The following is a 15,891-nucleotide window of genomic DNA, read 5'->3' as shown; positions in this document are numbered from 1 at the left end:
ATGAGTCCAGTACAATACCGAACTCATGCCCTAAAAACTCTCTAACGCAACAATCTGTCTAACTCTATAAAATTAGTTCATAATATACGATTTTTCTTACAGAAATATAGCACACCAAACATTAGCATAATACCAATTACGTAAAAAATTGTTGTTCCGCTCCCACCAGTATTAGGAATTCCCCAATTATTCTTCGCATTTTTCACTGTTATTTTTTGTGTCTTTACTGCTTCTGTAATTTCTATTTCTATTGGATCTCTAAGTAACATGTATCCGTTCGGTGCTTTTATTTCTTTAATCGTATACTTTCCAATTGCTAATTGGTTGGAAATTACCTTTCCTTTTTCATCCGTTATTAATCTACTAACTTCTTTCCCTTCTTTATCTAACACTTGAAATACAGCGCCTTTTAGCTTTAATTCACTATCCTTATCATCAACTTTTTCAATTTCAAATTGCCCAGTCGGATCTGGCAATTTCTTATTTTCTATTTTAATTTCTACTACTGTATCTTTTTCTATTTTTACAGCTATTTTATCTTTTAATAATTCATAACCTTTAGGTGCCTCTATTTCCACTAGGGTATAGTTTCCTATTGGTAAGTCCTTTGATATCATTTCTCCTTTTTCATCTGTTATTAACTCTCCAACTACTTTTCCTTTTGCATCTTCTATATGAAACTTTGCCCCTGCTAGTTTTTTATTTTTATCACTTATGTCTACTTTCACAAGCTTCATTTTCCCCATTGGATCTGGCAATTTCTTATTTCCTATTTTAATTTCTACTTCTGCATCTTTTTCTATTTTTACAGTTATTTTATCTTTTAATAATTCGTAACCTTTAGGTGCTTCTACTTCCACTAAGGTATAGTTTCCTATTGGTAAGTCTTTTGATATTACTTCTCCTTCTTCATTTGTTACTAGTTCTCCAACTATTTTCCCATTTAAATCTTCAATTTTAAACTTTGCTCCTGCTAGCTTTTTATTTTTATCACTTATGTCTACTTTCACAAGCTTCATTTTTCCCATTGGATTTGGCAATTTCTTATTTCCTATTTTAATTTCTACTTCTGCATCTTTCTCTACTTTTACAGCTATTTTATCTTTTGATAATTCGTAACCTTTAGGTGCTTCTTTTTCCACTAAAGTATAGTTTCCTATTGGTAAGTCTTTTGATATCGCTTCTCCTTCTTCATTTGTTACTAGTTCTCCAACTATTTTCCCATTTAAATCTTCAATTTTAAACTTTGCTCCCACCAACTTTTTATTATCATTATTACTATCAACCTTTTTTATTTTTACTTTTCCTGTACTAGGCTTGTTCCAATGTTTCCAGTTAAATTTAAAATTGTGAAACTCAAATCCACCAGTTTGTTGTACCGCACCAACAAATGCTTGTCCATTAATCGAACCGCCTTTTGTTTCTAATACAGCATTGGGAGCAAACACACTTCCAACAACACCATATCCTTCTGTTGTGATCTTTTTCGCATTAGGAAAAACCCAAATCATTTTACTGTATAGCTCAGTAAATGGTGAATTAGGAGAATAGGGTTGTGATGTGGGAATTATGTCCGTAGCCCTTCCAATATTGTTCTTGTCATATAGAATAGCCCCATTTTTAAATGTAACCTCTATCGCATCCGAATACATTACAATAAAATCTTTGTCCTTAGCACTCGGTAAAAATACATCTCTTATATCTAAATTAATTTTCCCTGTCAATTCTGATGAAACATAAATATTAGGATTGTTTATATCTTTTCCGATTCCATGACTCATATTTGGAATTGGGGTATTCGTTTTATATTGACCTGCATTTTTACTGACTTGGTTTACTATATTGCGAAATTCATTAAATTTCGCGTCAATTTCTAGTTTTTCTTTATAAACGATACGATCATAAGAAGATTGTATGATGCGATCTGGATCACTCTCTTTTGTCATTACGACTATTCCGTTTTGAATGATAAAAGATTCTTCTCTTGATTTCTTAAATTTTCCAGACAATAACAAAGACGGATATCCCTCATCAACCCATTTTTCACCTACTATATTAGATGTTCCCGCTGCAGCACCTACAATCGTATACCCAGATGCATCCATGTCACCTTGAACTGCAATTGCTCCTTCAATGTCGCCACCTACTGCTTTATGGTTACCAAAAACAACAGCATTATAACGCGATATATCACCTAGACCTTCTAAGTTTGTCGTGGATCCATATGCTTCTTTTGGTACATATACGACAAAACTTACACTTAACATTAACAAAACAATAAAATGAATAATTACCAGCTTTAATCGTAGCCTCAATTCCTTTGTTCCCACCTTTACCGTATTTTTTCTATAGTCGAATAAAATAAAATTTTTATCAATGAGGATTTACTTCATCCCCTATATACCTTCTTTACTTATCTCTGAATTTCCGGTCCCATTGCCCATTAATGCAGGATAAATACATTCTATCGAGTAAACCTTTTCTTATAAATTACGACTAGAAACACACATAACAATAGGAGTGGAACTATTACAGTCCACTTATTAAACATAAATATCTCTGTACTCACTTTTTGTTTTTCTTTCTCGTTTAACTCCACACGCTCACCTCGAACTAGCAATCTATTGGTGTTTACTCCATAAGGCGTACACGTAATTAAAGTTGTATAATCTTTATTTTCTACAATTTGTAGATCGTCCGTTTCGTATGGTAACACTACTTTAATTTGATCTACTTTATAAGCAAGAACTTTGTCTAAAGAATGAATATAAAAAAGATCTCCTTCACTCAACTTATCTAAATCTGTAAATAATTTTGCTGATGGTAAACCACGATGCCCTGTTAAAATAGTATGCGTATTTTCTCCACCTACCGGGAGCGAAGAAAAATCTAAATGACCTATCCCGCGACTCAATACTTCCTCAGAGGTCCCTTGATAGATTGGCAGTTTTATATTAATTTTCGATATTTCAATATATCCCATTACATCTCCTAAATTTAACGCATCAGCATACGCTTGATGATTACTTTTTTTTTCAGAAAATGGATCAGTAAATGTTTTCGTGGAAGTTTGAACTTGTTTATTATATTCGGCTGCTTCTTTTTCCCTACGTTCGACTTCTTTCTTTTGTAGCGCTTTGATCTTCTTATCGTAAGAGCTAATCTCAGAATAATGTGCACGAGTCGCCAACCAATTACTAATAGTAGGATATAAAAAAATACCTAATCCAAATAAAAAAATACCCCCCAAAACAAGATTTCGTTTCATATTTCCACCTCTGTATATGCTTAAATATCGAAAAGAGGGAAGCATTTTGCTTCTCCCCTTTTCCCATAGTTACATGTTCCTAAAATCTTAATTATTAGCAAACTTTTTTCTAAAGAAAACAAATGCCACTGTAACCATTAACGTAAGGCCTATTACAGTAAAAAGAGTCGTTCCTATGCCACCCGTTACCGGAAGAATCCATCCACTTTTATTATTTTCAATCGTCAATTTAACCGTTTGATTATTTTCACTAATCTTTACATCAATGGGGTCTTTTAATAATTGATACGATGCTTTTGTACCATCTTCTTTTGTATATGTTGGTGCTTTCGTTTCAAAAATTTGATAGTCTCCATATGGAATGTTAGACCATTTAATAACACCATTTTCATCTGATACACCTGTTACTTCTTTTCCTGCTACAACAACTATTTTTCCATTTTTATCTTTAAGTACAAACTCTGCACCTTTTAATTTATTCTTATTAGCACCATCAATTTTTGTTAACTCAATTATTCCAGTTGTTGGAACAACAACTACAGGTTTAGATTCCTTTTCTCCAATTACATCATTTTTATTTGTAAAATGTATTTTTGCTGTATTTAAAATTTCCGAACCAGATGGTACTCCTTCTTTTACTTGAGATTTAATTTGCAAATGAAATTCTTTTTTACCATCTAATTTTGTGAAATCTTTTACTGTAGCTGTTACTTTTTGACCTTCTATAGCTACCTCTACAATGCTTGCATTTACTTCTGCTCCATCAATTTTCACGATTGGCTTTCCTTGAATCACTAAACGATTATCCAAAGTATCTGTTACCACATATTTTTTGTATTCCTTAATGTCTTCTGGAATTAATGTTTTAATATCATAATTATAATTAGTTAACGGATTGATTGGTAACGCTTCCAATTTTCCGTTAATCTTTTTATCAATTGTTGGTTCTTCATAGTTTTTCACTTCTAATTTAACTACTGTACCAGAAGTAATAGTTCCATCTTCATTAATTGTTCCGGAGTTCTTAACAAAAAACTCACGTTTAGTTGGATCTATTACATAGCCTTTCGGAGCTTTTGTTTCTTGGAAATAGTATTCTCCATACTCCAATCCTTGCACTCGAATATGACCATTAGCATCTGTTGCTAACTCTTTTTTCACTTCTGTACCGTCTTTTTTAAATAAAGAGAATACTGCACCTGCTAATGCTTTTTCATTTACACCAGTTTTTATTAAATCCACTGCACCACGTTTAATCTCATTTTTGGGATACATGTGAACATCATAGTTTAGCACCTTACCCTCTTTATTCGTTAATGGAATATCCACTGTATACGTATTTGGATTTAAGTTAACATGTGGAGGGCCTGCCACTTCTTTCACTTCATAACGTCCTAGCGGAAGATCTTTTAATACAGCTTGTCCGTTATCATCTGTTACTACTTGATTTGGAGTGGCTCCCATTACAGGTTTCACGTCTTCTTTTACGATTTTCCCATCGTTTGAAATTTTTTCAAAAGAAGCAACCCTTTTCACTTCAAACGTTACACCTTTTAATGGTTTCGCATCTTTTGGCACCTCTTGATTTGCAGAACCGTCACCTTCTAGTCCCTGCGCTCCATCTTTTTCTTGTTCATACTTATGAATCGTTAAAGTACCTTTAGATGGTGAATCTGCCTTTACTAATACACTAGACCATGTAGAAAATGTTAAGAAAAACACTAAAAGCACACTACATATTTTTTTCATTTCTCTTATCCCCTTTACTACTTCTATCATTTTAAAAATCTCTTTATTACTATTACCTTCTTAAAAGCAATAGTGTGCCAAGTATCAGATTTAAACGAATAACATAAAACATAGTCGTCCAACAATCCATTGTTTACAATCACTTATTCACTTTTCTTATCTTCTATTATTACGTTGTCTCTCCGCATGATATATGTAATTTTCTCCCCTAAATTACTACTTATATCCCTACTTCAAGAATCATTACATTTGTTACATAATAGCTTTCACTGCTAATTTCGACTAGTCACTTACTGTCAATCCATTCATTTCTCCCTTCCTATCCCTATTTAAAATCCAATCTTAATCATTTTTTAATACATATAAGTAATAACCAACAAATAAGTGTGACGATTCATATTTTACGCTACTGCCCAAAACTATTACCTGTATATTCAAATAATATGTGCTATCTATGTTAAATTATGGTATTATTCTTAGAAGTTTATAACTTTTATTTATATTTTTTATTAATAAAGGTTTTCCCTTTCTACTTATGAAAAAAGGAATATATGTTTATTTAACTATTACGCATAACTGTAAGGAGGAAGAATATGATTAAAAAGCTCAGTCTAGTTGAGATAGAGTACATTTGCAATGTGTTTTTCCAATCTTTTGAAATTCCAGTTTGTTTTTTAGATTGTAACAAAAATATTCTTTTAGAATTCACATCAAAAAATGATTCACATTCGTTGTATACATCAAAAATAGAACAGTTACATGTGCTTTTTCAAAGAAATGATACATATAATTCCCCCATCTTCAGAACTCACGAACATCTAGGGCACTTCATTTTAATTCACATAAAGAGCGATTATATGGTGAACGGTACTGTTATTATCGGGCCCTTGGCACATGTAAACTTTTCTACAAGTAAAGCGGATAGTAACCTTAATTTTATTCCGAATTATAAAAGAACAAGAGACCATTATTTCTCATTGTCAGTCAAAGATCAAAATTTCTTTATAAATATAGCAATATTGTTCTATAACATTCTCTATACAAAAAATTCAGATGTAAGCACCTTTTCAAATAATAGTGACTCACTTCATATAAGTCATAGCAGAATCTTAAACGAAGATGTATATATTTCAATGCAAAAAAGCGAATCCATTTATCATAATTTATATATAGAGCAGCAACTACTTAGGTCTATAGAAAACGGGGATAAAGAAACCGTACTCAAATATTATTACGAATTCCAACAAGAGACTCTTTCATCTTTATCTTCATTCCATCAATTACGACGTCATAAAAACATTTGTATTTCATCCATCACGCTCGCTACTAGATATGCGATAAAAGGGGGACTTCCATCTGGGATTGCTTACAAAATTTATGATTTACATATTCAAAGAACAGAAGATTTAAAAGACAAAGAATCTGTTTGGGATTTATTAAAAAATGCTTTCTGTACCTTTGCAGACCGTGTAAAGGCACAAAAAACACAGCAACATTCACAAACTATTGCTATTTGCAAAAACTATATTTTTAAAAACATTTACAATCCAATATCTGTTAAACAACTTGCTAAATTTGCAAATGTGAATTCAGATTATTTATCTATATTATTTAAAAAAGAAGTCGGTATTTCATTAATTGAGTACATTCAACGTGAACGAATCGAAGAAGCAAAGAAATTATTAACTTTCACCACCTATCCCTTATCAGACATATGCGCTTCGCTTAATTTTAGCGATCAAAGTTATTTTACTAAAATCTTTAAAAAATTCACCAATGAAACACCTGGTAAATACCGAAAATCTCATGTTGTCATTTAGAGTGAAACTTCCATTAAAAAAAGTGTTTTCAGTAACTCATCAATGGCAGATTAGAAGCACTCCCATATTCATGAACTATAGAATTCATGCTATTTTCAAATCAAAAAACACGTTACTATTCTTTTATTTTAATGAGAATAGTAACGTGTTTTTTATGTAATGTAGTTCAGTAGACAGAATAACATCCAACTGCAAATTTTTACAGAAGTCAAATGTACCGCTTAACTACTAAAATCTTAATAAGTAAAAAATCCATATTTCATTTTACTTACTTTCTACTTTATTTCTTCTGGATAATGAACTCTTTTCTTCAAACGAATAATCCCTACTATTATTTTTGTATCTTTCTAAATTTGCGAACCAAAGTGAGTACTGTACCTGTAATAATCATTAATATGCCGATTGCTGCACTGTTAGTGGTACTTACACCCGTCTTTGGAAGCTCCTTATATGTATATTCTTTTTTATCGGTATTACTGTTGTTTGAGATATTATTCTTAATTGTTTTATTTGCAAGGCCATTAGCTTTGCTAGTTTCTTTATGTTTCACTAATACTTTTTGTATTGTATTTACCTCATTACCCACGGAATCTCTAACACTATATAATATTTCATAAGTACCAGCTTTAGTTATATCTATAGTTCCTTCATACGCTACTTTAGAAGTAAGGTCCCGATCCTCTTTATCAGTAGCTGATACTCCTACCCACGGATCAAATTGATCACCCTCAGTAATTGAAGTTGTAGCAGGTACTTTTAGTATTGGTTTTTCATTTGTAACTTCTTCTCTAACTTTGACCGTTACAGTTTGCTTCGCCGTTACTTCATGACCTTTAGAATCTGTTACCGTGTATGTTAATACGTAAGTACCGGCTTTAGTTGTATCTACTTCACCATCAACTGTGATTTTAGCAGTGAGATCACTGTCTTCTTTATCTATAGCTAATACTTCTTCCATTGGAACAAATGAATCTCCTACATGAATTGTCGCTTCAACAGGCACTGTTAATTTAGGTTCTAAATCTGATATTTCTCCATTTCCCTCTACAATTACAGTCTGTGTAGCCGTTGCAGTCTTCCCTTGAGAATCAACAACCAGGTATTCTACAATGTATGTACCTGGTTTTGAAGTATCTACATCGCCTTTATGCTTTACTTTATTTGTTAAATCTCCATCTTCTTTATCAACAGCTTTTACATTTCTCATTGGATCAAACGTATCACCTACACGTAGTGTAATCGTAAACGGTACAGTTAACTCTGGAGCTTGGTTTTCTGCTGTTTTTTCGTTTTCTTTCACTTTTTCTATAATTTTTGCAGCATCAAAAGCATTTTGGACTGCTTGAACTTCAATTGAGTTCATTCCATATTTATTAGTTGCCACTTTAAGACATGCCAATCTCAATTCAGAGAAATCAGAAGTCATGTTTAATTCATCAGTATTTGCATAATAGAAAATATCAAACATTTTATCTTCACCAATACCATTTACATTTACACCGTTATGAGTACCACCTTGTGCAATTAAATACGCAACTTTATTAATAATACTTGAGTTAAAATGAACGCCTCCATAATCCTCTCCATTTAAATCATTATATTTACTATAATCATCAGGATACGGTAGTCCTTCTGAAAAATTAATTGCAGTTGGATTTTTCATATTACGAAAAGTCGATCCAGTTTGTTCTCCTATTGTCCAGTTAAATTCCCCATTATTTATGTATTTCTCTATAGCCGTTCCCATAATATCAGATAATGCCTCGTTAATCGCCCCAGATTCTCCTGAAAATTCAAGGTTAGATTCGCTTGATGTAACTGCATGTGTAAATTCATGACCCGCTATATCGAATGCTTTTACCATAGGATCTCCATATAAAAGCATACTAATGTTATTAATATTAGTACTAAATGCATTCTCCCAATTTTCAGGATCATTTGTTCCTCCAGAATCCCATGCATGTACAACTGAAACTACTTTTTTTCCTTTATTATCAAAACTATTACGCTTATATTTTTCTTTATAAAAATCGTATACCTTTGTTGCTAAGAAATGAGCGCTTACCGCCTTTGGATCATTAAATGTCGTTGAAGTGCTAGTTGCTAGTATACCAGGATAATAACTTTCTTCATTTGTAATATCTCTATAATTTACATCATATGTCTCAATTCCTTGTCCTCTTGTGTAATCAGCAAGCGCATAATTCCCATTGGTCTGTTTAGAAATACCAAATGTACGAGTTACGCCTAAATCATCTTTTCCTGTTCCAGTTAATGATGTGAAATTGTTAGTTTTATTTTCCTTAACGGATTCAACATACTCTTCACTTATTTTCAAACTTGATTCTTGTACCATATCTTTTAACATATCACCATTATGAGCATTCACTAAATAAGTTCCAGATACATAATTTGGTGTTGTAGCAGCAAATGTAACTTGATATGCATTGCTAGCCTGCCCATGATTTTCATCAACAAAAATAACTGCCTTAACTTCTGGCTCTGAAATAAATTTAGTATCGTTTCCATACTTTTTATAAATATATTGTTTTGCTTCTTCTTTTGATAAATTAATAGGTTTCTTTAAATCTTCTTGTGTTAAATTTTGTGCGCTAGCTCCTGAAATGCTTTTAATAATACCTTTTTTATCTACGTGAGCAGTCAACTGGTGGCCATATACTTCTTTTCCTTCATAAATTTGTTGCATGCGCACAAGTGTAGTTCCATCATAAGAACCACGTTTTTGAAGAACCTTGTAATCTACTCCTGTTTCTGCACTAACTTGTTTTGGAGACAAAGCATGCTCCGTATTTTCCTTAAGTGCATCTTTCACTACATTCTCTGGTGCCTTTTTTGATGGTTGTGTAAGATCACCTGTACGGAACGAATCCTCTTGAATTTCAACTTGTATTTGACCAGGTTCCTCTGCATGACCTACTCCATATGATGTTACACTTGTTAAGACGAATCCTGTTGTTAATGCAACTATAGCTATTTCTTTTTTATTTCCCATGATATTTACCTCGTATAAATTTCTATTATTTATATGAAACTGCTAAAATGTATACAATCTATTCCTAACATAAAAAGATGACTTTTGTAATCTACAAAAGCCACCTCTTCAATATGTAATATCCCTAAAATGTTTTTAATACATAATTTCTATACAAAAAGAAAAACGCATTCATTAACGAGCATTTTGCAATACTTTTATTAGGTCATTTATGTTTTCAACTTTCTGCTGAAACTGATCAAGTCTGCTATGTAGCGATGAAGGATTTTTATCTTCAGTTGAAATAACTTGTTTTAATTCGTTTTCTAATTTATCATACATATCAAAGAAATTATCAAATTCTACACTTACAAGCTCTTCATTTTCGCGATAGAATCTTTTTGCTTCTATATAAGTCATATATGATTTATTTAAAAATCCTAATGAAATTAAATATTTAGAAGTGTTTTCTTGATAAATAGCAATATCACATGCCATTTTAATATCAGAATAAGTCTTTTGAACGAGACAATGCAATTCAAAAATCTTAAACTTTAATCCATTATTCATTTCATCCCCTCCCATCGTATCTATTCTACATAAAATTAGAATATTATACAAAGAAAATTATTAGCATGAAATTGACAATTAAAAAAATAACTTAAGGATAAACAAAATCCCTCTCATTATAAATTATAGTTGCAGAGCATTTACCAACATAACAGAAAAATAAAAAGCGAAAAGAATAAATCTTTCCGCTCTTAGAGTAATAAATACATTTCATATTGTGCTAAAGAATTCTTTTCAAATCCACATTTCTTAAAAAAGCCTTCCAGTAAATTATTGTTAGGAAACCCAATTGATAAACTTGATAAATGTAATTCTTCTCTTGCTACTTGTAATAATTTCATCCCAACACCAATATTTCTATAATCTTTATCTACGAAAATAAAACTAATTTTACCTTGTTCATTTACACATAGAGAGCCTTTTAAGTCATTATCGACATATACACCATAAAATACATTATTTGTTTGTTCTATATAATCAATATCATTTTGCCAATTTATATGGAAGTTTAACCATTTCTGAATTTCATCTTTAAAAGTTGGAAATTCTAATTGTTTTACTTCAATATCCTTACAATCTTTATTCATTATTTTAGTCAAATCATTTAAATTATAATAAGAAAGATCGTACACTTTTTCATAGCCCAACTTATTATAAAAATGAATCGCTCGGTCGTTTCCTACAATGACTTCGAGAAAAAGTTGCTTACATCCATGTTGAATCGCTTCTTCTTTATGCAGTTCAAATAATTTCCGACTCACACCAATACCGCGGTAATTAGGATGAACCGCTAATGTTCCACAGCGCATAGTCTTTATACTTTCATAATCCTTTATACCACCTAGTATTACGCCAACGGATTCGTCACCATCTAAAGCAAGAAAAGAATGTTCTAGCAAATTACCTTCTGGTCCCAAAAAACGGTGTATAAAATCACCTTTTGAAACTTCCATCTTAATAATATAATCGGAAAATCCATCTTTAAAAGCTTCATATACTAAATCAATATTTACTTCACTACACCTTTTATATTGAATCATATAAAATTGCCCTCCAATTGCTTGTATTAACCTCAACATGTACCCATATAATATATTCCATCTATTATAAATTTCAGCTCTTAATTTGAAATGAACGGACATTTCCCTACATATAACTTACTATTAATTTGTTTTATAACAAACTATCTATTATTTACTACATTAATCTCATAAACACGTAAAAAAGCAATTAAATGCTCACATGCTCTTTCGCATGCTAGCATTTTAAAGATTTTTTGTTCTTCTTTCGTTTTATCATTTGCTTGATCTGAAGCAGCTTTTAAACATAGAAATGGTTTCTTATTTATTTGGCATACATAGGCGAAAGCTGCTACTTCTTGATCAACTGCCAATGCTCCATATACGGTATGGAGTAAATATCTCATTTCCGAACTACGAATACGTTGATCTCCTGATAAAAATGTGCCGAAATGTATCGGATCATACGATCGTATTGTTTTTATTCTTCTTACAAGTGATTTTGTTGTTTCAATAGGTGCTGTTCTACCGTTATATAAATTAAAAACATCTTCCCCTGAACCAGCAGCAGTAACATCGTGTTGTATTGCGCTTAGTGCCACTACAATATGACCGTTTTTCACCTTGTTTGATAAACTTCCGCATATTCCTGTCATAAACAACTCATCTGGCTGAAACTCACTAATTAACAATTGTACACAACTAGCGCAGCTTACTTTACCGACACCAGTAACAACTGATATAATTTCCAGCTCATTAATAGTATGAAAATGAAATTCCCAAGCTGCTCTTTTTTCAACACGTGCACTCGGATAATGTTGATGCAAATATGTCAGTTCTGGTTCCCATGCAGATACAATTGCAATACGTTTCATTACACGCTTCACTTCCCCTATTGTCATTTAAATAAGTTATCTATACTTTCTCGTTCATAATCTGGAATCCATTCTTTGTATTTCTTATATAAATCTCGTATTATTTCTTTATTCTTCGCGATTACTTCACATCCTCTATCATCATACATAAACATGACAATATCTTTCGTTGCATTTATGAGAAATACATCTGGATAAGAAATTTCTTTTTTTCGTCCAAATCGAGGATACAGAGCAGAGAAATCCTCATGATTAGCAGTTTGTATAAGCAATTCATACTTAATATCTTCCGCAAGACATTTTAAAGAAAATTGATATGTACAATATAAAGTGAAATTTTAATCAGTGGGGGTTTTGTTCATGCCCCTAAAAGCCCTCACCAATCGGGCTTTTAGGGGCAGTTGATTCCCACCTACCTTCTTTGCTTTCGCTGAATTTTGAGGTGGGGGTCTTACTGCCCGGCAAATAGCGGGATAAATCTGCTTCTTCATCTTCAAATAGAAACGGTAACGTTTCTTGTCTTATATGAAATCTTAAATCTCTTTTCTTAATATATTTATTGTATACATTTATTTTCTGTGGAGTTTTTATGTTTTCCTTTTTAAATCTATAAACATTTGTCACTACAAACACTACATCTTCTTTTGAAAATATGTCTTCAAATAAGAATTTATTATATGTATATAGTTGAGAAAAGTATTCCATATTTAAATCGTTGGTTCCTTCTACAATTTGATATTTATCTTTTCCGAAATCAAAATGTAAATGATTTCCCCACTGAGAATATAAGTAGGGTCCTAATGTAACTCCTGGAAATGTTTGATTCATATATTCTTTTAATTGCATTTCCTTGTCCTTTCTACTGTAAAATTCATTTTAAATCCCAGTATGCTTCTTCTAGCCACGGATGTATAACTTTCAATGTATCTTTCCTTTCCCACAAATATGAAATATATACAAAAGCTGCTTTTTCCAAAAATTTTTCCAATCCTTTTTTTATTTCTATTAAATATGGTGGTGTCCCGTTTTGATCCCATTCTATTTTATCTGCAACAAATAATACTAAATCCATCTTCGTTGCATGTTTACGCAACGTTGTATGGCAACAAATTGCATTTAAAATTTCTTCATCTTCTACTTTAAATATTTCTTTTGCGATTACTCTCGATAATTTTTGATGAATAATCATAGGAAACTTTCTTTCTGCTTCCACTATCTCTACCCCAAACTCTTCAGCAACTGCAATCCTCTCCTCGTTCGGAAAAATGCCACTAATATCATGTAAATATCCTGCAATTGCTGCTTTTTCTTTATCTACGTGAAACTTTTCTGCGATCTTTTTTGCCTCATTTGCCACACGAATTGAATGTTTATATGTAAACTCTTTATTATATTTTAGTAGAAAGGCTTTAATATCATTTTCTATTTTTCCAGTTGGAGTAAATGAATATATATCATTATATAACATAAAAAATCCCCCTTATAACTAACTTACATTATAATGTAGAATCTAAATATCCTTTTTGTTTTATATTCGATATTAATCTTTTTACTCCTTTTTAATACGTTACATGAAATTTTATACAGAATCATCGCTACAAGTACATAAATGTTTGATATTATAGTAATGTTGATGATTTGTAAGGAAAGGAACTACACAATGAATAAAAATATATTAATTATTGATGATGATAAAGAAATTGTTGAATTACTTGCTGTTTATTTGCGAAATGAAGGCTATAACATTTATAAAGCTTATGATGGCGATGAAGCATTGCAAAAGGTTTCTACATATGAAGTTGACCTTATGATTTTGGATATTATGATGCCAAAACGAAACGGATTAGAAGTTTGTCAGGAAGTGCGTGAAAATAATACTGTACCAATTCTAATGCTTAGTGCAAAAGCAGAAGATATGGATAAAATATTAGGCCTTATGACAGGTGCCGATGATTATATGATCAAACCATTCAATCCATTAGAATTAGTAGCTAGAGTGAAAGCTTTATTACGAAGATCCTCTTTCCAAAATGCTACTTCACAAAAGAATGAAGATGGTATTATTCGTATTCGCTCTGTTGAAATACATAAACATAATCATACAGTTAAAGTAAATGGAGAGTATATTAAACTAACCTCTATTGAATTCGATATTTTATATTTACTTGCGAGTAATACAGGAAGAGTATTTAGTTCAGAAGAAATTTTCGAACGCGTTTGGAATGAAGATGGTTATGGTTCAAATAAGACGGTAATGGTCCATATTAGCAACTTACGAGATAAACTTGAAACAGTAATAAATGGAGAAAAATTTATTCATACTGTTTGGGGAGTTGGCTATAAAATTGAGAAATGAAGCATTTGATATTTTAAAAGATATTCCTAAATGGAAACTTATTTTTTGGCTTTTATTAGCTATCACACTCACTCCTATTACTGAACTAATTATTTATCGCCTCGTTACGAGTGTAATTGAGAGTTCACTTACTCTAACTGAACTCGGTAAAGAATTCATTCGAATTTTTGGTTATGAAAAGTATAAAGGGATTAAAGAGTCTTTATGGATGATGATTGTATCTTATTTGTTTTTATTTTCTATTTTTTCATCCTATCTTTACATTTTTTATCGTCACGAGAAAAAACTTTATTATGAAACTTGTATAAAAAAAATGATAGAAGAAATTCGTTATATTGCAAATGGAAACTTCAATCATAAAGTTTCTATTGTAAATCATAATTATCTAGAAGAATTAGCAATCGGGGTCAATGAAATTGTTGAACAATTAAAAGTCTCCATTGATGAAGAAAGACAAGCTGAACAAGCAAAAAGTGAACTTATTACAAATGTATCACATGACTTACGCACTCCCCTTACTTCTATAGTTGGATACGTAAATTTAATCCATCATGATAATTATAGAGATGAAGTGGAATTGCGATACTATATTCAAGTCATTTACGATAAAGTAACTCGTCTTAATGCATTAATGAATGACTTGTTCGAATATACACGTGTTCAAAATAAAGAATTAAGCCTGTATTCTGTTCCTATTGATATTGTAGAGTTACTTGGACAATTAACTGTTCAATTCCGCATACAGGTTCAAGAAGCTAATATAGAATGTCGGCCTTCTTTCCCGTCTCAAAAGCTCATGGTATTAGCTGATGGTGACAAATTAGTGCGTGTGTTTGAAAATCTTATTATAAACGCTATCGCTTATGGAAGCGAAGGTCGCTATATTGACCTTACTGCTTATGAAAGCAATAATATGATTACAATTGATATAACAAATTACGGACAACCTATTCCTAGTACGGATTTACCTCATATTTTTGAACGTTTTTACCGCGTTGAGAAATCTCGCTCTACAAACACTGGTGGATCTGGACTTGGATTAGCAATTGCAAAAAGTATAGTCGAGTTGCATAAAGGAACAATTGAAGTATATAGTGATGACGAAAAAACAACTTTCACTGTAAAACTACTTCCTTACAAAGGTTAATATCACAAATAAAAAGTTCAATTTCTTATCATATAAGAAATTGAACTTTTTCCATTAATTACAAAAATTTAATAATCCTTTATAATTCTTTAGAA

At 31.5% G+C, this 15,891-nt stretch carries 11 protein-coding genes and 2 pseudogenes; 3 read left to right on the top strand and 10 right to left on the bottom strand.

Features of this window, described 5'->3' with window-relative positions; all coding sequences use genetic code 11:
• Nucleotides 1-77: 77 nt before the first annotated feature.
• The 3 genes from MHI26_RS12965 to MHI26_RS12955 all read right to left on the bottom strand — a co-directional run bounded on the left by MHI26_RS12965 (nucleotide 78) and on the right by MHI26_RS12955 (nucleotide 5,017).
• On the bottom strand, nucleotides 78-2,315 hold the full coding sequence (locus MHI26_RS12965; RefSeq protein WP_061665877.1) for a SpaA isopeptide-forming pilin-related protein: 2,238 nt from the start codon (nucleotides 2,313-2,315) through the stop codon (nucleotides 78-80).
• 149 nt (nucleotides 2,316-2,464) lie between these two features.
• Complete coding sequence (locus MHI26_RS12960; RefSeq protein ID WP_086406303.1) at nucleotides 2,465-3,268, bottom strand: class C sortase; 804 nt, start codon at nucleotides 3,266-3,268, stop codon at nucleotides 2,465-2,467.
• A gap of 87 nt (nucleotides 3,269-3,355) precedes the next feature.
• Nucleotides 3,356-5,017 carry a SpaA isopeptide-forming pilin-related protein gene (locus MHI26_RS12955; RefSeq protein ID WP_086406304.1) on the bottom strand — a complete coding sequence of 554 codons (1,662 nt, stop codon included), beginning with the start codon at nucleotides 5,015-5,017 and terminating at the stop codon, nucleotides 3,356-3,358.
• Between the two features lie 593 nt (nucleotides 5,018-5,610).
• On the opposite strand from MHI26_RS12955, the gene MHI26_RS12950 reads away from it, so the two are divergent.
• Nucleotides 5,611-6,837 carry a helix-turn-helix domain-containing protein gene (locus tag MHI26_RS12950; protein ID WP_061665880.1) on the top strand — a complete coding sequence of 409 codons (1,227 nt, stop codon included), beginning with the start codon at nucleotides 5,611-5,613 and terminating at the stop codon, nucleotides 6,835-6,837.
• 331 nt (nucleotides 6,838-7,168) lie between these two features.
• On the opposite strand, the gene MHI26_RS12945 is transcribed toward MHI26_RS12950, so the two are convergent.
• The 7 genes and pseudogenes from MHI26_RS12945 to yqeK form a co-directional block, all read right to left on the bottom strand.
• The gene (locus MHI26_RS12945) at nucleotides 7,169-9,850 is read right to left on the bottom strand and encodes a M4 family metallopeptidase (protein WP_061665881.1); all 2,682 of its coding nucleotides are present in this window, start codon (nucleotides 9,848-9,850) and stop codon (nucleotides 7,169-7,171) included.
• A gap of 174 nt (nucleotides 9,851-10,024) precedes the next feature.
• Nucleotides 10,025-10,399 (bottom strand): hypothetical protein, encoded by a 375-nt coding sequence (locus MHI26_RS12940; RefSeq protein WP_001059026.1) that lies wholly within the window; start codon nucleotides 10,397-10,399, stop codon nucleotides 10,025-10,027.
• 191 nt (nucleotides 10,400-10,590) lie between these two features.
• Nucleotides 10,591-11,439: a GNAT family N-acetyltransferase gene (locus MHI26_RS12935; protein WP_098472217.1), complete on the bottom strand. Its 849-nt coding sequence runs from the start codon at nucleotides 11,437-11,439 to the stop codon at nucleotides 10,591-10,593.
• Between the two features lie 143 nt (nucleotides 11,440-11,582).
• Nucleotides 11,583-12,320, bottom strand: coding sequence for a 5'-methylthioadenosine/S-adenosylhomocysteine nucleosidase (gene mtnN / locus MHI26_RS12930; RefSeq protein WP_061666004.1), 738 nt, complete (start codon nucleotides 12,318-12,320; stop codon nucleotides 11,583-11,585).
• A pseudogene (locus MHI26_RS12925) lies at nucleotides 12,317-12,622 on the bottom strand (DUF3885 domain-containing protein); the annotation flags it as partial. The gene mtnN and the pseudogene MHI26_RS12925, both read right to left, overlap by 4 nt.
• Before the next feature lie 148 nt (nucleotides 12,623-12,770).
• Nucleotides 12,771-13,139 (bottom strand): annotated as a pseudogene (locus MHI26_RS12920) (DUF3885 domain-containing protein); the annotation flags it as partial.
• Between the two features lie 25 nt (nucleotides 13,140-13,164).
• Nucleotides 13,165-13,761 carry a bis(5'-nucleosyl)-tetraphosphatase (symmetrical) YqeK gene (gene yqeK / locus MHI26_RS12915; protein WP_061667547.1) on the bottom strand — a complete coding sequence of 199 codons (597 nt, stop codon included), beginning with the start codon at nucleotides 13,759-13,761 and terminating at the stop codon, nucleotides 13,165-13,167.
• A gap of 192 nt (nucleotides 13,762-13,953) precedes the next feature.
• Here yqeK and MHI26_RS12910 point away from each other — a divergent pair, with 192 nt between their 5' ends.
• Nucleotides 13,954-14,649, top strand: coding sequence for a response regulator transcription factor (locus tag MHI26_RS12910; protein WP_001038807.1), 696 nt, complete (start codon nucleotides 13,954-13,956; stop codon nucleotides 14,647-14,649).
• Nucleotides 14,639-15,796 (top strand): sensor histidine kinase, encoded by a 1,158-nt coding sequence (locus MHI26_RS12905; RefSeq protein WP_061667548.1) that lies wholly within the window; start codon nucleotides 14,639-14,641, stop codon nucleotides 15,794-15,796. The genes MHI26_RS12910 and MHI26_RS12905 overlap by 11 nt, the downstream gene beginning before the upstream one ends.
• Nucleotides 15,797-15,891 lie beyond the last annotated feature (95 nt).

Origin of the sequence: Bacillus sp. FSL K6-1218 (genome assembly GCF_038006445.1) — a bacterium.
GTDB lineage: Bacteria > Bacillota > Bacilli > Bacillales > Bacillaceae_G > Bacillus_A > Bacillus_A thuringiensis_S.
The sequence above is the reverse complement of the archived record's forward strand: the minus strand, read 5'-3'. Positions and strand labels throughout refer to the sequence as shown.